This window comes from Streptomonospora litoralis, assembly GCF_004323735.1.
In the GTDB taxonomy this organism is placed as follows: Bacteria; Actinomycetota; Actinomycetes; order Streptosporangiales; family Streptosporangiaceae; genus Streptomonospora; species Streptomonospora litoralis.
The window spans coordinates 551,231-572,462 of sequence record NZ_CP036455.1 but is presented as its reverse complement, the minus strand read 5'-3'; the positions used below and the strand labels follow the sequence as shown (position 1 = coordinate 572,462).

Sequence of the window (21,232 nt, the reverse complement as noted above, 5' to 3'; positions counted from 1 at the left end):
GAAGAACCCTCGACCTAGCCGCTACTGCGAGCAGAGTTCTTCGGTGGTCAGGTCGCCCGGGTGGGCCGCCTCGTCGAAGCCGAACTCCTTGCCGATCTCGGTCAGTCGACCGCTCTGCTTGAAGTCGGCCAGGACCTCGTTGAACCTGTCCAGGAAGTCCTGGTTCTCCTTGCGGAAGGCGAAGCCGCCGGCGGGCTTGACCTCCTCGCCGTCGACCACGGGAGTGAAGCCCTCGGTCACCTCGTAGCCGCCCTGCATGCCGCGCTGCTCCATCTGGTAGTTCAGCGAGAAGGTGCTCAGGCCGACCGCGTCGACACGGCCGTTCTCCAGCAGGTCGAGCATCTGCACGGCGTTGTCGCCGAGCGTCATCTGGTCCTTCTTGACGCCCGCGCCCTCGGCGTAGTTCTGCTCGACCGAGGCGTTGAGCACGGCGATCTGCACGTCGGGCTGCTCCGCGACGGAGTGGTAGGTCTCCAGGTTCTTCGGGTTGCCCTTCTTCACCATGAACGCTTCGAGCACCTTGTAGTCCGGCTCGGCGAAGGCCACCTCCTGGCAGCGCTCCGGTGTGATGTACATGCCGGCCGCGACGACGTCGTAGCGGCCCGCCTTCAGGCCGGGGATCAGGCCGTCCCAGCTGACCGTCTCGGCCTCGATCTTGTCGATGCCCATCTCCTTGACGATCGCCCGCAGCAGCTCGGGCGCCTCGCCCGTGACCTTGCCGTTGTCGTCGATGTAGCCGAAGGGGGGCTCGTTGTTGATCGCCGCCTTGATCGAGCCCTTCTCGCGCAGGCTCTCCAGCAGCGTCTGCCCTTGTGCGGGCTCGGTGCGGGAGCACGCGGCCAGCCCTGGACCCGCGGCCAGCGCGGCGGCGGTGATGCCGCCCGCGCGCAGAACATCGCGGCGGCCGAGGTGACCCAGGGGACTGCTGTTGCTCATTGCTCTATCTCCTCGTCGCGAAACTAAGGGGGGAACAGCGCGGCGCTCCCTCCCTCGCGGGGAGGAAGCGCCGTGCGGTGGTACGGACATGCGTGGCCCTGAGACAAGCCCCGGTCGAAAGCAGGGATCGGGTCGTCTCAGTACCCCCGGTCACGCGGGTCGCCCGGCACCAACCGGCGCCTGTGCACAACTCCGTGCCCATGATCGCTCAGGGCTAACGGGGGCGGAATAGCACGTTATGCACTGGTTACCCGGGTACATGGCCGACTCCGGCCCCGTACCGATCGAGTCACGAATGTCCTAGCTTCGCCTCGTTGTCAGCTTGTCATCCGGCGATCACACCGGTGTGAAGTCGCGGGCGCCCAGGAAGTACGGCCGCCGCTGCGGCGCCGCGAACGGGGTCTCGCAGGTGTTCTCGACGCTGTTGTAGACGACGAACACGTTCGCGCGGGGGAACGGCGTGATGTTGCCGTTGGAGCCGTGCATGCAGTTGGAGTCGAACATGATGGCCCCGCCGGCCGGCCCGGTCATCACGTCGATGCCGTTCTGGTCGGCCAGGATGGACAGGCTCGACTGGTCGGGCGTGCCGATCTGCTGCTTCTTGAGCGACTCGCGGTAGTGGTCGTCGGGGGTCTCGCCCACGCAGGAGACGAACGTCTTGTGCGAGCCCGGCATGATCATCAGCGAGCCGTTGTGCTCGTAGTTGTCGCTGAGCGCGATGGAGATGCTCACCGCGCGCATCCGCGGCATCCCGTCCTCGGCGTGCCAGGTCTCGAAGTCGGAGTGCCAGAAGAAGTCGGTGCCGGAGAATCCGGGCTTGGAGTTGACTCGGCTCTGGTGGATGTAGACGTCGGAGCCCAGGATCTGGCGGGCCCGGTCGACGATGCGCGGATCGCGCACCAGCTCGCCGAAGACGCCGCTGATCTCGTGCACCTCGAAGATGGAGCGCACCTCGTCGCAGGAACGCTCCACGACGACGCGCTCGTCGTTCTTCAGCTCCTCGTCGCCGCTGAGCCGGTCGAGCTCGCCGCGGCAGGACTCCAGCTCGTCCGCGGTGATCAGGGACTCGATCTGCAGATAGCCGTTCGCCTCGTAGGACTCGGCCGTCGCGGCGTCCAGCGGCCCGCTCCCGCGGTCCCCCCAGAACGTGGGGTCCTTGCGGTACAGCAGGGCCGGCGTGTGGTCCTTGCGGGTCGGGTAGTCGTCCATGGTCGGCTGCTCGATATGGGTCGTCAACGCAGTCATGGCCATACCCCTGAGGGATTCGCTCCTTTTTCGTGTTCGCGCGGCGTGCGGTAGGCCGCGCCTTCGTCTCCTTGCTGATTGCGACTTCCCGGTTCCGCGGCGCCGTAGCGCCCTGTCGCCGCGGGCGCACGCGCCGCGGTCCGCGGTCCGGGGCCGGCGCTGCGGACGCCGGTCCCCGGCAGGCGGGGCGCGGTCGCGGCCGCACCCCGCCCGTGCCTTACTGACCCGGGGTGTCCAGCCTTTCCCCGGTTTCGGACAGGAGGGGGTATACACCGTGCTCGTCGTGGACCTCGCGGCCGGTGACGGGCGGGTTGAACACGCACAGCACCCGGAAGTCCGTCTTCGGCCGCACCGTGTGGTGCTCGTGGCCGTCGAGGAGGTACAGCGTGCCCGGGGTGATGAGATGGGTCTCGCCGGTCTCCTCGTCGGTGACCTCGGCCTCGCCCTCGATGCAGTGCACGAGTTCGATGTGGTTCGCGTACCACATCCTGGTCTCGGTGCCCGCGTAGAGGACGGTCTCGTGGAACGAGAACCCGACCTTGTCCTTGGCCAGAACGACGCGGCGGCTGCGCCACGTCTCGGTCCTGATGTCGGCGTCGGTGCCGTCGACGTCAGTCAGGCTGCGCACGATCAAGGTGCATACTCCTCTTGCTTACTCGCTTTGGCCGAAGGCGGGGTCCCGGGCGGGCCGCCCGGGACCCCGCGCGCCTTCACAGCCAATTGTGGGGCCCGGAAATCCCCCGTGTCCCGGTGCTGATGGAAGTCAGGCGTGCTGCGGGGCCTTCATCGCGGCCCGGGCGGCGTCCGCCAGGATCTCCAGCCCCTGCTCCAGCTCCTGCTCGGTGGTGGTCAGCGCCGGCAGCAGCTTCGCCACCTCGTCCTCGGGACCGGAGGTCTCCAGCAGCAGGCCGCGCTCGAAGGCCTCGCGGCTGAGGACCTTCGCCGCGCCCTCGCGCTCCAGGACCAGGCCCCGGGCCATGCCGCGGCCGCGCACACTGGCCTCCTCGGACCCGAGCTCCTCGGCGATCGCCCGCAGGTGGCGGTCGATGAGCTGCCCCTTGGCCTCGGTGGCCTTCTGCAGGGAGTCGTCGCTCCAGAAGAGGCGCATCGCCTCGGCGCCGGTCACGAACGCCGGGTTGGGGCCGCGGAAGGTCCCGTTGTGCTCGCCCGGGTCCCAGACGTCGAGCTCGCGTTTGATCAGCGTCAGCGCCATCGGGATCCCGTAGCCGCTGATGGACTTGGACATGGTGACGACGTCGGGCGTGATCCCGGCCTGCTCGAAGCTGAAGAACGGGCCGGTACGGCCGCAACCCATCTGGATGTCGTCCACGATGAGCAGCATGTCGTACTCGTGGCACACCTCTTGGAGGCCGCGCAGCCATTCGGCGCTGGCGACGTTGATGCCGCCCTCGCCCTGCACGGTCTCCACGATCACCGCCGCGGGTGCGTCCAGTCCGCTGCCGCTGTCCTCAAGCAGGCTGCGGAGCCAGAGGAAGTCGGGCGTCTGGCCGTCCATGTACTTGTCGAAGGGCATGGTGGCCGAGTGGCTCAGCGGAACGCCCGCCCCGCCGCGCTTCATGGAGTTGCCGGTGACCGCGAGCGCCCCCAGCGTCATGCCGTGGAAGCCGTTGGTGAAGCTGATGACGGTCTCGCGACCGGTGTACTTGCGGGCGAGCTTGAGCGCCGCCTCGACGGCGTTGTTGCCCGCGGGGCCGGGGAACTGGACCTTGTAGTCGAGTCCGCGCGGCCCCAGGATCGTTTCGCCGAAGGTCGCCAGGAAGTCGCGTTTGGCGCTGGAGTACGCGTCGAGGCTGTGCACGATCGCGTCGCTCATCAGGTAGTCGATGAGTTTGGATTTCAGCTCCGGGTGATTGTGCCCGTAGTTGAGCGAACCGGCACCGGCGAAGAAGTCGAGGTACGGTCGCCCCGACTCGTCGTAGATGTAGCTGCCCCGCGCCTCGTTGAAGACGACCGGCCAGCTACGGCAGTAGCTGCGGACTTCGGATTCGAGGCGTTCGAAGATCTCCATCGTGAGTTCCTTGAGTCCTTTCCCCGTGTTTCGGGGTCACGGCTGTGACGCGTGGGGGGCGGGTCGGTCAGGATCGGGTGTCGGGTGTGGTGTCGGCGGCGGTACTTCGGTCGGAGTCCGGCCGGCCCAGCGGACCGATCCGGACGAGGTCTTCGGGTTCGTGCCCCTCGCTTTCGTCCGCGGGGAAGTGCTCACGCTCGAACAACGGACTCCACACCGCCTCGCAATCCCGGTCCCGGGCAAAGGACGAGAACAGGGCACGGGAGGCCGTGTTGTCCGGCGTCACCGTCGCCTCCAGGTAGGTCAGCCCGCGCTCGGCGATCCGGTCGCCGATGTGGTCGAGCATGCGGCGCGCCAGCCGCCGTCCGCGGAATCCCGGGTCCACCCCCACCTGCCACAGGAAGTAGGTGTCCGGTGCCGAGGGGCGGACGAAACCGGTGACGAAACCGCGCGGGCGCCCGTCTGCGTCGCGAGCGATCACGCTGGTGGCGGCGAAGTCCCTGCTCCACAGCGTGTAGGCGTAGGGCGAGTTGATGTCGAGCCCGGAGTCGCGGGCTAGCCGCCACAGTTCCGGTCCGTCGGCGAGAGCCGGCTCCCGCATGCTGATGCCGTCGGATGCGGCCGGGTCGCCGACTACAGCGGGGTGATCGCCGGAGCCGAGCGCGGCGCTGGTGTCGTCGTCGGTCTGTTGGTCAGGCACGTCGATGGAACATAGCGAACGTTCCTGAGCAGCGTTTCCCGGCTCCGAACGCCGTATGTTTCAGCCGCGTTTCGCCGGGTATGACACGTCTATTTTGCCCCGATCGTCACTTTCCGTCGTCATCGAGGGGAGTCGCGGGGCCTCCGGGAGACTGCCGTGCACGCCAAGCTCACCAGGAGGTTCGGAGTGGCACCCGGGAGCCGCGCGGAGAGCGTCCGGCGGGATGCGCCCGACGCGATTGTGCCTGTTACCAGGCAAACATAGGGGGAGTCGCACCGAATTTTAAGCGTGCGTTAAGTCACACGAATTCGGATGAATCCTCGCGACAGACCACGTCGGCCGCCACGGGCCGCCCGCTTGCCCGCCCGCCGGGGGCGCGCGAGGCCGCACCGGGGAGGACACACCGCATGGCGGTGATCGCGACCGCGATTGCGGGATGCGGCACGGATCCGGGGTAGCGGCCGGTGGTACGCGCGGCGGCCGGTGTGGCACGAGTCGACCGCAGGGGCGGATGGCGCCTCCCCGCAGCGGGGCTTGAAGCGCCGCGCAGAATTTTGGCAGACTTTTCGTAGTACGACCGCACGTAGTACTACGATGGGTCGCATCGCGATGGAGCGGCGACCGGAGTCCTCCGTCTCGCGACCAGACACGTCCGCCGCGCGGCACCCGGGCGTCCGCCCCGCGCGGGGATCCGGCCAGGGAACGGAGGCTCCTGGTGAACCGGCTTTACCACGACAGCGAAGACTGGGTCGCGCAGGGCGCATGCCGCCAGTACGACCCCGAACTCTTCTTCCCCGTCAGCACGACGGGCCCCGGCCAGAGCGACGCGGAGCTGGCCAAGGCCATCTGCCGCACATGTGCGGTGCGTGCGGAATGCCTGAACTGGGCGCTGCGCGCCGGCGAACCCCACGGCGTCTGGGGCGGGACCACCCCGGAAGACCGCCGCTACATGCGCCGCCAGCCGCTGCCGATGGCGTCCTAGCAGTACTTCGTCACGTGCGTCGCTGGTGGCGGTAGGCGGGGGCGTCCCGGACAAGGCGGCTCGGGCCCGCTGAGGCCCTCGACGAGCACCTCGTGGCAACCACCGATTGACATCAAGTGATGGTCGAGCGCCCGGGCGTCGGGCTTCGCGGCGTCCATTGTGCGGAAATCGCCAAGGAACGGCCTTGGACGTGGTGATTTCCGCGCAATGGATGCTGACCGGGCCTCATCGCCGCAACGAGGCGCTTCTGTCGAAGGGACGCCCCCGGCCGCATTCGGCTAGATTCGGAAGCCGTGCGACCCCTGCGAGCATGCGGATCCGCCCCGGACGCCCGGCGCCGGCGTCCCGCCGTTGCGGCGACGTCCGCCGACCGGGCCGCAGGCCGCAACCGCCGCTCCCGCACGCCGATCATCCCCCACCCGCGAAGGGATCCCGCCGATGAAGCACGACACATCCGCCACCGCGCCCGTCCCCACCACGTCGGCGCCTGCCGCACGGCACGCCCCGCCGCTGCGGCGCGCGGCGGCGGTCGCCGCCGGACTCCTGGGATCACTGCTCCTCGCGACCGCGACGGCACCCGTTGCGCTGGCCCATGACACCCTCCTCTCCTCCTCGCCGCAGGACGGTGCCGAGCTCGACACCGCGCCCGGTGAGGTGGTGCTGACCTTCAGCGGCGACATCGGCGACGGCGGCAACGCGATCGTGGTCACCGGGCCCGGCGGCGAGCAGCACCAGGACGGCGAGGTCGCGATCGACGGGCCCGAGGCGACCGTCCCGCTGCAGGAGCTGCCGACCGCCGGCGAGTACACCGTCGCCTATCGGATGGTCTCCTCCGACGGCCACGCGCTGGAGGACGAACTGGCCTTCTCCATCACCGAGGAGGCCGTGCCCGAGCCGAGTCCCTCGCCCAGCCCCGAGGAGGCCTCGCCCGTCGGCGGCGCCGGGGACGCCGGGGAGGCGTCGGCCGAGGAGTCCCCCGCGGCCGAGACGCCGGCCGACCCGATGTCCTCGCTGGGTCCGATCGGCGGCGTGATCGGCGCGATCGCCGTCATCGCGCTGATCGCCATCCTGATCATCCGGATGCGCAACCGCCCCGGCGGCGGAAACGGCGAGGGCGGCGGAGACTGACGCGGCTCCGGCCCGGTCTCCGGCCGACGGGGTTGTCCGGGTTCCGACGGTGTGCGCCGCGTCGGACGCCTCAGATGAGTGAGTCCGATGTCTGAGCAGGTTGCCCAGACGGTCGGCTCGGTAGCGCCTGGGAGCGCCCCGGGTCTGCTGTACGGCCTTGGCACCGGGCGGGTGTCGGGCCGCCTGAACCGAAAAGCGGCGACGGCGGCGGACGGCCGGGCCCGCGCCCACCGGTGCCGGTGGGCGCCGGTGGTGCGCCCGACGACGGAACAGATGTCGCAATGTCGGCTATGCCGGTTTCCGCTGCATCGAGCGCGCGGAAATCACCACATCCGGGCCTGTGTGTGGTGATTTCCGCGCACTCGATGGATACGCGCGCCCGGCCGTGCCCGATCCCGCACCGCAGCGCTCTGGTCCGGCTCGGCCCCCGCGAACCCCGGCACAACGGACACGCGGGCACCCGATCCTCACCGAGCCTTACTTCAGGGACACTTTCGGCGCCGAGACGTCCCTAGAGCCAGGCTCGGCGCGGCGCCGGGCGCCCAACCGGCGGGCACCCGGCCCGGTGGGCGCGGGCCCGCCCCACTGCCGCCGTCGCCGCCGCTTCTCCTGCAGACCGCCCGCCGCCCGGCAGACCCGCAAGGCCGCCCTGCAGACCCGAGCCGCCTCCGGCGACCGAAGACATCGGACTCACTCATCTCAGACGCGGCGGGCCAGCAGGATGCTGATGTTGTCGCGGCCCGAGCCCTCCATGGCGGCCTGCCACAGCCCGTGCACCGCGCCTTCGTCGCTGCCCGCCTCGGCGATGATGCGCTCCATCTCCTCCACCGGCACGAGGTCGGAGAGGCCGTCGCTGCACATCAGCCAGGTACCGGGGTCGGGCTCGTGGTCGCGCCCCACGTGCGGCACCATCGCGGTGCTTCCGCTGCCGCCCAGCGACTGGGTGATGAAGTTCGTCGTGACGGGCTTGCCGTCGTCGGAGGGGGGCAGCGGCGGCGAGTCGTCCTGGGAAAGCTGCCGCAGGCGCGTGCCCTCCAAGCGGTACGTGCGGGAGTCGCCCACGTTGAACCAGAAATTGCCATCGTTGTTGAGGAGCAGCCCGGCCACCGTCGTGCCCATCCCGGAGAACTCGGTGTGCTGGGTGGCGTGGTCCTTGATCTCCTCGTCGATGTTCTTCAGCAGCACGTCGACGTCGTCCGGGCCGGCCAGCCGCGTACTCATCTCGGCCATGCGGTGCACGGCGTGCTCGGAGGCGATCTCCCCCGCCGCGTGGCCGCCCAGGCCGTCGGCGACAGCGAGGATCACCGGTTCGCTGACGGGCAGCACGCAGCGCACCGGGAGCGTCATGTTGGCGCTGGCGACGGTGAGCGCACCCATGACCACGGCGTCCTCGTTGGCCGAGCGTACGGCGCCCCGGTGTGTGAGAGCCGTGACCGAGACTTCCCCACCAGCGACACCCATACGCCCAACCTCCTGTTTCGACGGCAGTTCCTGCCGAACAGTCCCAAGCGGCGCCTGGCCGAACGGGAGGCCGCGGCGCGTTGATCATGCAACCGTATCGGGGGACCGCTGATCGTGGTCAAAATCCGCGTACATCATGGCGGAAATCGCCCTCATACGCAGTTCCCGCTCGGTTCATCGCACCCAACGTAGAGCCGTACCCGACCTTGGGCGAGCATCCGTCACCCACGTACCCCCGAAAGCGGCGAAAACCTCCGCTCCTGTCACCGCGGATGCGCAACCTGCGCCACTCCTACCACTTCTCCGCTGCGTCCTCCGCCGGCGGCCAGCTCCGCGACCGCGGCCGCGATGCCCGCGTCTGTGTCGGCGGCGCGCGGAATCAGGCAGTTCAGCCTGGCCCGTCGCCCGTGCATCGCTCCCGCCAGCGTCCGCAGCTCCGCCCGCAGCGGCGCCGCGGAAACCTCCGGCTCGCTGCGCCGGACCAGCAGCACCGCAGCGGCGCCTTCGCCCAGAAAAGGCCGCGCCTCGCGCGCGACGCGCAGCGCTCCCGTCAGTCGTGCGCCGCGACGCGTGCGCGGTGCCGGCGCGGCCGCCCCGACGGCGACGCCCGGACCGCCCATGCGCCCCTCGTCGCGCACCGCGCCCGCCGCTCCACCGTGGACCACGAGCAGGTCCACAGCGCCGAACTCCAGCGCGGTGTGGGCCACCGCCGCGCGGCCCTGTGCCGCGCTGGCCGGATCGCAGTGGATGGCCAGCGACCACGCTCCCAGAGCCGAAACGAGCCCCGCCGCCAGCAGCACCGGGTCGTCGCCCAAGCGCTGCCGGGGCACCGGCTGGGCGCCCGGCGGCAGACCGGGCAGCCCCGTGGTGTCGGCCAGCGCGACGGCGGCGCCCTCCTTGGCCAGCGCGGCTGCGACGGCGCGCCCGGGGCCGCCGTCGGCCAGGCCGCCCATGAGCAGCGCACGCCGACCGCGCAGCGCACCGCGCGGCGTGTAGCCCGGCAGCGGGTCCCGTGGAACCGCCGGCCTCCCCTGCCGTGCCTCCGCCGCAGCGGTACGCCGGGGTGGCCGCGCAATCATGGGTTCCTCGCTCTTTCACGTCACAGGCGACACCTACACCTACGCCGCCAACCGTGCCCGCGGGATCACCGGTCAAACGCGCGCCACCAGCGTCCACCCGCATCGTGAGTGCAGCACCGCAGGTCAGCGCCGCCTTGTTCCGGGGGCGAAGGTCTGGCATACTTTACTTTGTTGGGTGTCTAAGACGCAGACACACCGACGTTCGCGCGCTCGCCGCGGCGCTGTTCTCGCACAGCGCCTGCCTTCAAGCGAGCGCTTTTCTTTTTCCGCGAACGCTCGAAGGTGTGATCTCCATGCGTCTGCCCAGTCTCCACTGCTTTTCCGATCCTTTTCCCTGGATTCGTTCCCGCCGCGTGCCCGGACCGCTCCGCGCCCGCCGCCGCCCCGTGCGGCCGCCGGCGCGGCGATGCCGCGCGCCCGGCGGCGCCGCGTTCCCCGCGGCACCGCAACCCTGCGGCCCGGCCACCGCTTTCGCATCGGGTCGTCGTCTCGCCCTGAGGAGCCACACGTGAAGATCGCCATGGTCGCCGAGCACACCAACCCCCTCGCCGCGCACAAGGGAGAGCCCGCCTGCGGCGACAGCGTCCACATCGCCGCCCTTTCCCGCCAGCTCGCCAAACTCGGCCACCGCGTGACCGTCTACGCCCGCCGCCACTCCCCCGCCCTGGCCGAACGCTCCCGCATGGGCCGCGGCGTGACCGTCGAGCACCTCGCAGCCGGGCCCGAGCGCCCGCTGGAGGAAAGCGCAGCCGCCGACCACACCGGCGACTTCGCCCGCGAACTGGGCCCGCGGCTCGCCGAGGAGTCCCCCGATGTGCTGCACGCCTTCGGCTGGACCAGCGGACTCGCGGCCGTCTCGGCCGCGCAGGACGCCGCCGCAGACAGCGAACCCCTGCCCATCGTGCAGACGTTCCACTCCCTCAACGCCGCCGAGCAGCGTGCGGGCCTTTCCGAGCGGGCCCACCGCGCCCGCATCGAGGCCGCGGTCGCCGGCCGAGCCGACCACGTTTCGGTGAACTCCTCCGACCAGCGCTTCGAACTGGCGCGGATGGGCCTGCAGCGCGACCGAGTGAGCGTCGTGCCGTTCGGCGTCGACACCGACCACTTCAGTGTCGAGGGCGCCACCTCGGCCGAGACGTGGAGTCCGCGCAAGAGCGGCTGCACCCGGCTGGTTGCGGTGACCGACCTGGCCGGCGGCGGCGCCGACGCGCTCCTGCACACCCTGCGCAGGCTGCCCGACGCCGAGCTGACCATCGCGGCGGGGCCGGCGCATGCGGAGCTGCCCCTCGACGACGACGCGCGGCGCCTGGAGCTGCTCGCCAAGGAGCTCGGCGTCGACGACCGGCTCAGCCTCACCGGCCCGCTCGACCGCAAGGAGCTGCCGCGCCTGCTGCGCTCCGCCGACGTCTTCGTGTCCGGCTCCCCATACGAGCCAAGCGGGGGCGCCGTGCTGGAGGCCATGGCCTGCGGCCTACCGGTGGTGGCCCGCGGCGTCGGGAGCGTAAACGAGGCGGTGCTACACGGGACCACCGGGACGCTGCTGCGCACGGCACGCCCGGACGCGCTGGCCCGCGCGGTTCGCTCGCTCGCCGCCGAGCCGACGATGGCCACCGCCTACGGCATCGCCGGCAGCGACCGCGCGGCCTCCCGCTTCACCTGGCAGCGGGTGGCCGCCGAAACCGAGCGCGTCTACCAGCGGGCATGTCCCGGCGGCGAGGCCGAGCTGCAGCACGCCGCGGGCGATGGTGCACACTGAGGGACGTCCGGGCGCCTCGGCGCCCGGCGTCGAACGGAGGGCATCGGCTGCGGCCGGTAGGGCCGCCGGGATGAGGCCATGACGTCGCGCACGAAGTCGGCGGGAACGGAAGCGGAACGGACCGGAGGGTTCGCGCACTGCGGGGTGTTCTACTCCTGTGACCAGGATCTGAGCAGCCGGGTGGCGCCGCGGGTGCGCGCCGCCCTGGCGGACGGCGAGCGCGCCGTCCTCGCGGTGGCGCCGCGCACCCGCGCCGCGGTCCTGGCCGGGCTGTCCCCTGCCGACGCCGCCGCCGTGGAGTCCGTGGATCGGGCAGTGCTCTACGACGCTCCGGGCCGCACGCTGGCGGCGCTGCACCGGTGTGCGCGGGCCGAACACCCTCTTCCCGTACTGATGGTGGGTGAGCCTCCGCTTCCGGCGGAGGACCCGGTGCGGCTGCGCGAGTGGCACCGGCTGGATTCGGTGCTGGCCGGCGCGCTCTCCGACACCCGGATGCGGCTACTGTGCCTGCACGACAGCCGGGTGCTGCCCCCGGCAGTGCTGCGCGACGTCCGCCGGACCCACCCGCTGCTGCTGAGCAGCGGCGACGAACACGGCAGCCCCGACTACGTCGAACCGGCGGTCTTCAGCGCCCGGGACATCGACCGCCTGCTGCCCGCACCCGCCGGGGAGCTCCGCAGTCTGGAGATCGGCGGTGACCTCGCCGCGCTGCGCACTGCGGTCGCCGAACTCGCCGAGAAGGCCGAGGTCCGCGAGGAGCGCCGCGGGGACCTGGTGGTCGCCGTCAACGAGCTGGCCGCGAACGTGGTCGAGCACGGCGGCGGCGCCGGCACGGTCTCGCTCTGGCGCAGTCCCGGTTGGGTGGTCTGCGACGTGCTGGACCGCGGCGGCGGCCCGACCGACCCGCTGGGCGGCTACCACCCGGCCGACCCGTTGAGCCCGCGCGGCTACGGCCTGTGGATCACCCGGCAGGTGTGCGACTTCATGGAGATCAGCGGCGACGTGCACGGGACAGTGATCCGGCTGCACTTCCGTGCCTGAGGGTGGACCGCGCACCTGCCTGCGGGCAGCCCTGCGATCCGGGCCCATGTCCGGCCCCGGCAGGGACTGACCGGGGATACGAGATCAACGCGGAAAACACTCAGGCGAGCACGGTCTCCACAGCGTGGCCGGTGTCCTGCTCGATGCGCATCACCTGGTCGATGCCGGCGATGACGAACAGCCGGAGCACGCTGCGCTGGGGCGCCGCGACGGCGAGCCCGACGCCCTGGTCGCGAGCCTGGCGGTAGGCCGACACGAGCACGCCGATGCAGCGGGAGTCGCAGAAGCCCACCCGGGAGAGGTCGATCACGATCCCCCGGCACGGCGGGTCCGCCGCCAGCAGCCTGTCGAGGACGTCGGCGAGGCCGGGCGAGGTGACGGCGTCGAGTTCGCCCTCGGGTGCGACCACCACGACATCGCCCTCCGATCGGACAGGGATATCCGTCGCCACAGTCACGTTCCTCGATTCCCGCTGGAGGCGCTGCGCGCCGCGGACTCTCTCACCCTCGCCCGCCATCCTCTACGAAAGGCGCTGCGCGCCGCGGTCGTGGCCGGTCGCCATCGCAACGAGGGGAAGCGGGCCGCAGTTCCCCCGGAGCCGCCTTCGGCCTTCCGGTGCGGATCCCACTGCCGCCAACATTAGCGGCACAACAGTAGTCGATACAGGCTCGACTGCAGGGCGTCATCACACTGATACGCCGCAGTCCCGGCCTGTCGGCTCACCCGTGGCCGCGCCGTGCCGGCGCCGACCCCGCCCGCCGACTACCGGCCGCTGCTCTCGGCGTGCTCGGCGACGAGGCTGCGCGCCACGTCTGCGACCTTCATCCGGTTTCGCTGGGCGACCCGGCGCAGCTCCTCGAACGCCTCCTCCGCGTCACAGCCGCGGGCGTGCATGATGATGCCCTTGGCCTGGTCGATGACGGCGCGCACCGACATCGCCCGGCGCATGTGGGCGGCCTCGCGGGCCACGTCGGTGTAGCGGTCGGCGCTGTGCAGCGCGACGGCCGCGTGCTCGGCGAGCAGCGCCAGCAGCGGGGTGGCCGCCGCGGCGTCGAAGGCGTCGGCGCGGCCGGCGTGCACGCCGAAGGTCACCGCTTCACCCTCCAGCTCGCAGGGATAGGTCACCGACGAGCGATCGCCGCATTGGACGGCCATGCTGGTGTAGGCGGGCCAGCGCTCCTCCCGCAGCACGTCGCCGACCGTCACCGGCCGCATCTCGCGGACCGCCTCGACCGTGGGGCCTTCGTCGGTCGTGTACTGGTGCTCGAAGGCCGTGGCCAGGTCGGAGTGGGAGGCGCCGTAGTCGACCACGACGTGGCGGCCGGCCACTTCCTCCGACTCCTCGGAGCGGTCGTCGCCGGGTGCCACATCGTGCCAGAGGACCACCAGGGCCGCGGAGCAGCCCGGGACCTCGCGGGCGGCCGCTGCGCTCATCCGGTCCAGCGCGCGCTCGGTGCTGGAGGTCTCGGCCTGGCCCAGCGCGCCGATCTCGCGCGCGAGGCGGTCGACCCACATGGGCACGTCCCCCTTTCCGGTCCGGTGCCCTGGAAAGGCCTGACGGCCGGAACGGGCGCGGCGGGCGGACCGTGAACTCCACGGTAACCGCGATCCCGTCGCAGCGGCTCCCATGCGCTAGCGTCATGGCGGGGCCGGGCTTGGCCCGCACTCGCCCGGCGTGCCCGCGCCCGTCCCACGACAGGAGCCCCAGCGTGCCGGAGAACCTCGCCGACCTGCAGCGCGAGATCGCCGAACTGAGCGATCGCGCGGCGGCCCTGCGCAGCACGCACACCATGTATCCCGACGACTCCGCCGACACCGCCGAAGCGGCGCTCGCCGAACTCGGCTTCGCCGACCAGTTGCTGCAGGACTGCGGGCGGAACCTCGCCGCGGCGGCGGAGTCCAGCGCACCGCGCAGGTCCAACGGCGACGACGAGCGCGCGGTGCTGCGCGCCGTCTTCACCCAGTTGAGCGTGCCCGTGGTGCTGCTCGACCACGAGGGCTACATCCGCCGGGTGAACGCGATCGGCGCCGACCGCATGGGCAGCTCCGGCGGCTACCTCTCCGGCAAGCCGTTCTCCAACTTCGTCGACCTGCGGCGCCGTGCTGCGATGCGCTCGCGCCTGGCGGCGGTGCTGCGCAGCGGAGAGCCCGCCTCCTTCGAGTCGCGGCTGGCGCAGCGCGGGTGGGCCGAGGACGTGCACCTGACGCTGACCCGCCTGGAGGTCCCCACCGAGGCCGCTCCGCTTGTGCTCGTGGTGATGTCTCCGCCGCTGGCGAGCGCGGAGGACGAGGGCCCGCCGCCGCTGGAGCCCGAGGTCGAGGACCAGGTGGTGGTATTGGCCGCGCGCCGGCTCGACGTGCTGACGCGGATGACGCGGCTGCTGCTGGCCAGCGCGGGTCCCGGCGGCGCGGGACGCCCGCTGGCGCTGGACGACGCCGCGGCGCTGCTGGCCGACTCCTACGCCGACTGGGTGATCGTCGACGTGTGCGACCTGCCCGACAGCGCCGATCAGGCCCGCCGCGCGGTCGTGGCCGGCCCTGCGGGCGACGACGAACAGCGCGCCCTGGTGGAGTCGCTGGATCCGCTGCGCTCGGAGGTCCCGCGCGATGTGCTGAAGAACGGCAACTCGGTGCTCAACCAGCTCATCGAGGACGAGACCGTCCTGGGCCGGGGCGGCGGCGCCCCGATGCTCAGCGCGCTCGGCGCGGGCTCGTTGATGTGCGTCCCGCTCAAGGGCAGCCGCGGCGTCCGCGGTGCCCTGACGCTGATCCGCCGCAGCAACCGAGGCAGCTTCAGGCTGGCCGACCTGGGTCTCATCGAGGAGATCGGCGAGCACATCGGGCTCGCCCTGCCGCCGCGCGCGGCCCGGTGAGGCCGGCGAGTCGCGGGATCCGGGAGTGCGGCACCCGGACCGGCACCGGGACCGGTGCCCGGCACCGGCTCACCGCGCCGCGGACGTCGTCGACCGGACGCCGGCAGTGGGCCCGGTGGGCCCGGGGTCTTAGAGCCGCACGATCATCTTGCCCGTGTTGTGTCCGCGCATCATGCCCAGGAAAGCGTCGGGGGCGTTCTCGATGCCGTCGGCGAAGGTCTCGTCCGCCCGGATCGCGCTCTCGTTCAGCCACGTGCCGATGTCGTCCAGGAACGCCGGCATGCGGTCGCCGTGGTCGGAGACGATGAAGCCCTGCATCCGCACCCGGCGGGCGATCGCCTGGAACATGTCGCGCGGCCCCGGCGCGGGCTCGGTCGCGTTGTACTGGGAGATCATCCCGCACAGGGCGATCCGCCCGTGGTTGCGCATGTTGTGCAGGGCGGCCTCCAGGTGCTCGCCGCCGACGTTGTCGAAGTAGACGTCCACCCCCTCGGGCGCCGACTCGGCCAACCGGTCGGCCACAGGCCCGTCGTGGTAGTCGAAGGCCGCGTCGAATCCGAGTTCGTCACGGACGTAGTCGACCTTGGCCTTGCTGCCCGCACTGCCGACGACCCGTGCGGCGCCCTTCAGCTTGGCCATCTGGCCCGCGGCGCTGCCCACGGCCCCGGCGGCGCCGGAGACGAAGACCGTCTCCCCGGCGGCCATGTTCGCGATCTCGAACAACCCCGTCCATGCGGTGAACCCGGTGCCGCCGGCGACGCCCAGGTAGTCCGTCACGGAGGGCACTCGGTCGGGATCGAGCACCTGCGCCTGCTCGGCGGGCAGGGTCGCGTACTCCCGCCAGCCGAGGTTGTGCTGGACCAGACTGCCTTCGGCGACGGCCTCGGACCGGGAGGCGACGACCTCGCCGAGGGCGGCGCCCTCCATCGGCCGGTTCAGCTCGAAGGGAGGCACATAGGACTTCGCGTCGCGCATGCGGCCGCGCATGTAGGGATCGACCGACATGTAGCGGTTGCGCACGAGGATCTCGCCCGGGGCGGGAGACGCGACCGGCTCCTCGACGACGCGGAAGTTCTCCGGGCCGGGCTCTCCCTCGGGGCGTGCGGCCAGGTGGACGGCGCGCGCGGTTTCCGGTGTGGTCACGGGTAATCCTCCTCATCACGGTCAGCGGACAGATAACCGCACTACGACCAGAGTAACCAACCGGATGGTTGAGACTGGTGGATCCCTCGCATAGGTTGACCGCAGGGGCGGTCGAGCCCCCGACCGCCGCACAGACGTCATGAAAGGCCGCCGGCCATGGATTACGCACCATTGGGCCGCACCGGCGTCCGGGTCAGTCCGCTGACCCTGGGCGCGATGAACTTCGGCTCCTGGGCGAACACCGACCACGACGACGGCGTGCGTATCATCCACCGCGCACTCGACGCCGGCATCAACGTCATCGACACCGCCGACGTCTACTCCGCCGGGGAATCCGAGGAGATCGTCGGCAAGGCCCTCGCCGGACGCCGCGACGACGTCGTCCTCGCGACGAAGGCGCACATGCCCATGGGCGAGAGCCCCAACATGGCGGGCAACTCGCGCCGCTGGCTGGTGCGCGAGGTGGAGAACAGCCTGCGCCGGCTGAACACCGACCACATCGACCTTTACCAGATCCACCGGCCCGACCCCGATTGCGACATCGACGAGACGCTGGGCGCGCTGACCGACCTCGTGCGGGACGGCAAGATCCGCTACGCCGGATGCTCGACCTTCCCCGCACACGAGATCGTGGAGGCGCACTGGGTCGCCGAACGGCGCGGCCGGGAGCGTTTCGTCACCGAGCAGCCGCCCTACTCCATCCTCGCCCGCGGCATCGAGGCCGACGTGCTGCCCGTTACCCGAAGCTACGGCATGGGCGTGCTGCCCTGGAGTCCGCTCGCCGGCGGGTGGCTCTCGGGCAAGTACCGCAAGGGCGCGAAGGTGGAAAGCCCGCGGATGGACAGGCTGCCCGACCGCTACGATCCGGACCGCCCGCAGAACGCCGCCAAGCTGGAGGCCGTCGAGCAGCTCGTGCGGCTGGCGGAGGACAACGGCCTCACGCTCGTCGAACTGGCGCTGGCCTTCGTGCTGGAGCATCCCGCCGTCAGCTCGGCGATCATCGGACCGCGGACGATGGAACAGCTGGAGTCGCAGCTCAGCGCCGCCGACATCCGGCTCTCCACCGAGGTCCTGGACCGGATCGACGAGATCGTCCCGCCCGGCTCCAACCTCAACCCCGCCGACGCCGGCTGGACCCCGCCGGCTCTGCAGGCGGCCGCGCGGCGCCGCTGACCCCCTTTCGCCACCGCCCCGATCCGCGTCGCCGGCGCCTTCAGGCCGGGCTACGCGGGCGGGGCGACCACCCGCCGGGCCGCCTCGACGACGACTTCGCGCCGGCGCCGGCGGGTGGCCTCGGCGCCGTCCTCGTCCAGGGCGCGCACCGCGTAGGGGGAGTGCAGCCACGTCGCCGCCAGCGCCAGCAGTAGGGCGAGCAGGTGCACCGGATCGGTGTGCGGGTCCGCCAGGCCCCGGCGCTGCGCCTCGGCCACCGCCGCGACCTTGGCGCGATAGGAGGCCGCGCGGCGGTCGCCGGTGTCGCACGCCCCGTCGCGCTCCAGCAGCTCCCACCCCGACAGCCGTGCCAGCTCGGGGTGTTCGAGGATGTAGTCGAAGACCTCCCCGGCATAGCCGGGCAGGTCCGCGGGATCGAGCGGGACATCTTCGGCGAGGGCGGCGAGCCGGTCCCGCAGCACGATGTCGAACAGCGTCTCCTTGTCGCCGAAGTAGGCGTAGATGAGCTGCTTGTTCGCATTCGCCCGCTGCGCGATCCGGTTGACGCGGGCTCCGGAGATGCCGTGCTCGGCGAACTCGGCCGCCGCCGCCCGCAGGATGCGGGCCTTGCTGGCGTCTGAGTCTGGAGGCATGGCCCAATGCTAGGCACGGTCCGCCTGCCGAGCCGAGGTCGGCACCGGCCTCGCGCGCTGACGGCGAGCGGACGCGCGGTGCTCCGGTGGATTGCGCTACTCCCCTTTACACGGCACACCGCACGGTCTAATTTAACCCCGAGGTAACTTACCGCCGAGTAAAGACGCGCGGCCGAGCGGAGGCGCGCCGCCGCCGCGCTGCACGAGCCCCGACTCCCTCCCCCCTTCGATCCCCCGCCCTCTCCGGCCCCGCGGCCGGACGTCGCGTCCGAGGTCAGCATGAACACACCCCGCACCCTCGCGGCGACCGCCCTCGCCTCGATACTCCTCGTATTCTGCGCACCACTTCCCGCATCCGCCGCGCCCGGCGACGACACCGGGACCGGCGCCGAAATCGCCTACCGCACCATTCCCGGCCACGGCGGCGCGGACCTGGCGGCCATGGTCATCACCCCCACCGGCTACGACGGCCCCCGTCCGCTGCTGGTGATGCCCGCCGCCTGGTCCACCAGCAATCTCCTCTACGTCGGCGCCGCGCACCGCCTGGCCTACGAGTCCGGCTACCAGGTCATCAGCTACACCTCCCGCGGATTCTGGGACTCCGGCGGCGAGGTGGAGGTGGCCGGCCCCGAGGACGTCGCCGACGCCCGCGCGGTCATCGACTGGGCGCTGCGCGAGACCGACGCCGACCCCGAGCGCGTGGGCATGGCCGGCATCTCCTACGGAGCCGGGATCAGCCTGCTGACCGCCGCCGCCGACGACCGCGTCCGCGCCGTCGGGGCCATGAGCGGCTGGGCCGACCTTGCCGAGTCCATCTACGCCAACGGGACCATCAGCTACCAGGCCGTGGAACTGCTGCTCACCTCCGCGAAAATCACCGGCCGCCCCGGCGACGCCCTGCAGGAGATGGAGGAGGAGTACCGCAAGGGCAACGTCCAGCCCGCGCTGGAACTCTCGCCGGAACGCTCGGTCGCCACCAAGCTGGACGCCCTCAACGCCAGCGGTCCGGCCATCATGATCGGCCACGCCTGGAACGACGGGATCTTCCCGCCGGGCCACCTCACCGACTTCTACTCGGCCTACAGCGGCCCCAAGCGGCTCATGCTCTCCGCGGGCGACCACGCCACCCGCGAGGCGTTCGGCGCGTTCGGCCTGCCCAACGAAACCTGGGAGTCGCTTACCCGCTGGTTCAACCACCACCTGCGCGGCATCGACAACGGCATCGCCGCCGAGGACCCGGTGCGGGTCGAACCCAACAACGGCGACGGATGGACGTCCTACCCGGACTGGGATGCGGTGAGCGCGGCCGAGACGACTCTGCACCTGGGCGAACCCGAGCGCTCCTGGAGCGACTGGCGCTATACCGGCGGGCTGGAGGCCGAACCGAGCACGGGGTGGGACTACCGGGTACGCAGCGGCATCGGCACCACGGCCGAGAGCGGCACCCTGCTGCTGCGGGGCGCGCTGCAGCAGTTCGCCGACATCCCCACGGGTGTGGCACTGCCGCTGGTGGACCGGCGCCGCGCGGGTGTGTGGACGGGCGAGCCCTACACCGGCGGCGTGCGGATCAGCGGATCGCCGCGCGCCCACCTCACCGTGACCCCCACCGACGCCGAGCAGTCCCTCTACGTCTACCTCTACGCGGTGAACAAACACGGCACCGGGTCGCTGGTCACCCACAAGCCCTACACGCTGCGCGACGCCGAACCCGGGCAGCCGACGAGCGTGGACGTGGAGTTGGAGCCGGTCGTGTGGGACGTCCCGGACGGGCACCGGCTCGCGCTGGTCGTCGACACCCGCGACGCCCGCTATACCGACGAGTCCGACCTGGGCGAGCGCGTGAGCTTCGGCTCGCCCGAATCCGACCCGTCGCGGCTGATCGTGCCCACCGCCTGACCCGCACGGCGCCTTGCGGGCGGGACCGCTGCGGTCCCGCCCGCACGCGCGCGAGCCGGCTTCGGTCTGTTCCCCCGGTGCGGTCCGACAGAGCCTGCGAGGGGCCTACGAGCGGCGCAGGAAGAAGAACATCAGGCCGAGCATCACGATGCCGGCGATCACCAGCAGACCGCCGACCACGGCGCCGAACACGAGGAGCGCCTCCGGCGGGGCGTCGCTCTGGGCTCCGGGGGCGGCCTGGTCGGATTCGGACGGGCCGGGCGAACCGCCCTGGTCGGGCATGGGTTCTCCGGTGACCGAGACGGTCGCCAGCGTCTCGGTGCCGCCCTCCGGCGAGCACACGGTCGTCGACGGGCCCTCGCTCTGCTGGACGTCGATGGTGATGTCGCCGGCGGCCAGCGTCACGTCGCCGGGGGCGGTCGGCGTGAACGTGCCGCGCAGCGCCGACTCGTCGAAGGTCTCCTCGTTGTTCGAGCCGAACGATCCCTGCGCCTGGGTGGAGGCGGTGGCGGTGGAGGCCGGCGCCGCCGCACCGGACAGGGCCACGTCGGCCGAGAGGGTTCCCGACGTGATCTCGCCGCCGTCGATGTAGGAGTAGTAGTTGTAGTCGTTCGGCTCGACCTGGAACTCGATCTCCTGGCCGACCTCGGCCTCGGCGGGGGCGGCGACGTAGACCTCGATGTCCATCGCCTGCGAGTTGGTCGCGGGGGCGTCCTGGTCGGCGCAGGTGAATCTGTAGGTGGCTGAGGAGCCTTCGAGGCTGTCCGCCCATGCCGCCGGTGCGCCGGCCAGTGTGCATCCCAGCCCCAGGGAGACGGCGGCGAGGCCGAGGGCCGAGCGGGACATCGTACGGGACACGGTTGTCGCTCCAATGGGTCCGAGGAAAGGGGCAGCTGCTCGCGCCGCGCTGCATATGGCGACCCAGGCAAAGCGGGGGGACCGGGCAGTGCTCTCTGCGGCGGCGAAATAGGGATTACGTGCAGAAAGACCGGGTCAAGCTACCACGGGTCGCGCGGGCCCGACCTGCGTCCCGTCGCGGTATTCGAAGGGGCGGTGCCGAGCGCACCGTTCGTCCCGGAAATCGGACGAGTCGCCGTTCGTCAAGCGCACGGGACCGCGGGTGGCCCGGCGTCCTTCGGCAACCGCCGGCGGCGCCGG

Annotated in this window: 19 protein-coding genes; 7 read left to right on the top strand and 12 right to left on the bottom strand. The window is 71.5% G+C overall.

The features are described 5' to 3' along the window. Positions 1 to 21: 21 nt before the first annotated feature. The 5 genes from ehuB to ectA form a co-directional block, all read right to left on the bottom strand. On the bottom strand, positions 22 to 936 hold the full coding sequence (gene ehuB, locus EKD16_RS02565) for an ectoine/hydroxyectoine ABC transporter substrate-binding protein EhuB (protein ID WP_131096907.1): 915 nt from the start codon (positions 934 to 936) through the stop codon (positions 22 to 24). Positions 937 to 1,272: 336 nt separating this feature from the next. Next, entirely contained in the window at positions 1,273 to 2,181 is a 909-nt protein-coding gene (thpD, locus tag EKD16_RS02560) for an ectoine hydroxylase (protein ID WP_131096906.1), read from the bottom strand. Between the two features lie 217 nt (positions 2,182 to 2,398). Next, positions 2,399 to 2,815, bottom strand: coding sequence for an ectoine synthase (locus tag EKD16_RS02555; protein ID WP_131096905.1), 417 nt, complete (start codon positions 2,813 to 2,815; stop codon positions 2,399 to 2,401). Between the two features lie 129 nt (positions 2,816 to 2,944). Next, the gene (gene ectB / locus EKD16_RS02550) at positions 2,945 to 4,210 is read right to left on the bottom strand and encodes a diaminobutyrate--2-oxoglutarate transaminase (RefSeq protein ID WP_131096904.1); all 1,266 of its coding nucleotides are present in this window, start codon (positions 4,208 to 4,210) and stop codon (positions 2,945 to 2,947) included. Between the two features lie 67 nt (positions 4,211 to 4,277). After that, the gene (ectA, locus tag EKD16_RS02545; protein ID WP_242677203.1) at positions 4,278 to 4,910 is read right to left on the bottom strand and encodes a diaminobutyrate acetyltransferase; all 633 of its coding nucleotides are present in this window, start codon (positions 4,908 to 4,910) and stop codon (positions 4,278 to 4,280) included. A 715-nt stretch (positions 4,911 to 5,625) separates the two neighbouring features. Here ectA and EKD16_RS02540 point away from each other — a divergent pair. Together EKD16_RS02540 and EKD16_RS02535 are read left to right on the top strand one after the other, a co-directional pair. Beyond that, the gene (locus tag EKD16_RS02540; RefSeq protein WP_131096903.1) at positions 5,626 to 5,892 is read left to right on the top strand and encodes a WhiB family transcriptional regulator; all 267 of its coding nucleotides are present in this window, start codon (positions 5,626 to 5,628) and stop codon (positions 5,890 to 5,892) included. A gap of 438 nt (positions 5,893 to 6,330) precedes the next feature. Next, positions 6,331 to 7,020 (top strand): copper resistance CopC family protein, encoded by a 690-nt coding sequence (locus EKD16_RS02535; RefSeq protein ID WP_131096902.1) that lies wholly within the window; start codon positions 6,331 to 6,333, stop codon positions 7,018 to 7,020. A 699-nt stretch (positions 7,021 to 7,719) separates the two neighbouring features. Here the strand turns inward: EKD16_RS02535 and EKD16_RS02530 are convergent. Continuing rightward, positions 7,720 to 8,481, bottom strand: a complete 762-nt coding sequence (locus EKD16_RS02530; protein WP_131096901.1) for a PP2C family protein-serine/threonine phosphatase — start codon at positions 8,479 to 8,481, stop codon at positions 7,720 to 7,722. A gap of 263 nt (positions 8,482 to 8,744) precedes the next feature. Beyond that, on the bottom strand, positions 8,745 to 9,560 hold the full coding sequence (locus tag EKD16_RS02525; RefSeq protein ID WP_131096900.1) for a hypothetical protein: 816 nt from the start codon (positions 9,558 to 9,560) through the stop codon (positions 8,745 to 8,747). Positions 9,561 to 10,068: 508 nt separating this feature from the next. Here EKD16_RS02525 and EKD16_RS02520 point away from each other — a divergent pair. Further along, positions 10,069 to 11,316 carry a glycosyltransferase gene (locus EKD16_RS02520; RefSeq protein WP_131096899.1) on the top strand — a complete coding sequence of 416 codons (1,248 nt, stop codon included), beginning with the start codon at positions 10,069 to 10,071 and terminating at the stop codon, positions 11,314 to 11,316. A gap of 78 nt (positions 11,317 to 11,394) precedes the next feature. Beyond that, a complete protein-coding gene (locus tag EKD16_RS02515; RefSeq protein ID WP_131096898.1) occupies positions 11,395 to 12,357 on the top strand; it encodes a sensor histidine kinase in 963 nt (320 codons plus the stop codon). A gap of 100 nt (positions 12,358 to 12,457) precedes the next feature. On the opposite strand, the gene EKD16_RS02510 is transcribed toward EKD16_RS02515, so the two are convergent. Together EKD16_RS02510 and EKD16_RS02505 are read right to left on the bottom strand one after the other, a co-directional pair. Further along, positions 12,458 to 12,808, bottom strand: a complete 351-nt coding sequence (locus EKD16_RS02510) for an STAS domain-containing protein (protein WP_131096897.1) — start codon at positions 12,806 to 12,808, stop codon at positions 12,458 to 12,460. Between the two features lie 311 nt (positions 12,809 to 13,119). Then, positions 13,120 to 13,872, bottom strand: coding sequence for an ANTAR domain-containing response regulator (locus tag EKD16_RS02505; protein ID WP_131096896.1), 753 nt, complete (start codon positions 13,870 to 13,872; stop codon positions 13,120 to 13,122). Positions 13,873 to 14,066: 194 nt separating this feature from the next. Between EKD16_RS02505 and EKD16_RS02500 the strand changes: the two genes are divergently transcribed. Continuing rightward, the gene (locus tag EKD16_RS02500) at positions 14,067 to 15,230 is read left to right on the top strand and encodes a PAS domain-containing protein (protein WP_131096895.1); all 1,164 of its coding nucleotides are present in this window, start codon (positions 14,067 to 14,069) and stop codon (positions 15,228 to 15,230) included. A 129-nt stretch (positions 15,231 to 15,359) separates the two neighbouring features. Here EKD16_RS02500 and EKD16_RS02495 read toward each other — a convergent pair whose 3' ends face one another. Further along, positions 15,360 to 16,373 carry an NADP-dependent oxidoreductase gene (locus tag EKD16_RS02495; protein WP_131096894.1) on the bottom strand — a complete coding sequence of 338 codons (1,014 nt, stop codon included), beginning with the start codon at positions 16,371 to 16,373 and terminating at the stop codon, positions 15,360 to 15,362. 156 nt (positions 16,374 to 16,529) lie between these two features. On the opposite strand from EKD16_RS02495, the gene EKD16_RS02490 reads away from it, so the two are divergent. Further along, positions 16,530 to 17,546, top strand: coding sequence for an aldo/keto reductase (locus EKD16_RS02490; RefSeq protein ID WP_131096893.1), 1,017 nt, complete (start codon positions 16,530 to 16,532; stop codon positions 17,544 to 17,546). 50 nt (positions 17,547 to 17,596) lie between these two features. Here EKD16_RS02490 and EKD16_RS02485 read toward each other — a convergent pair whose 3' ends face one another. Further along, positions 17,597 to 18,178, bottom strand: a complete 582-nt coding sequence (locus tag EKD16_RS02485; protein ID WP_131096892.1) for a TetR family transcriptional regulator — start codon at positions 18,176 to 18,178, stop codon at positions 17,597 to 17,599. A 279-nt stretch (positions 18,179 to 18,457) separates the two neighbouring features. Between EKD16_RS02485 and EKD16_RS02480 the strand changes: the two genes are divergently transcribed. Beyond that, positions 18,458 to 20,074: a CocE/NonD family hydrolase gene (locus EKD16_RS02480; protein ID WP_131096891.1), complete on the top strand. Its 1,617-nt coding sequence runs from the start codon at positions 18,458 to 18,460 to the stop codon at positions 20,072 to 20,074. Positions 20,075 to 20,179: 105 nt separating this feature from the next. On the opposite strand, the gene EKD16_RS02475 is transcribed toward EKD16_RS02480, so the two are convergent. Further along, the gene (locus EKD16_RS02475; protein WP_131096890.1) at positions 20,180 to 20,932 is read right to left on the bottom strand and encodes a hypothetical protein; all 753 of its coding nucleotides are present in this window, start codon (positions 20,930 to 20,932) and stop codon (positions 20,180 to 20,182) included. Between the last annotated feature and the right edge of the window lie 300 nt (positions 20,933 to 21,232).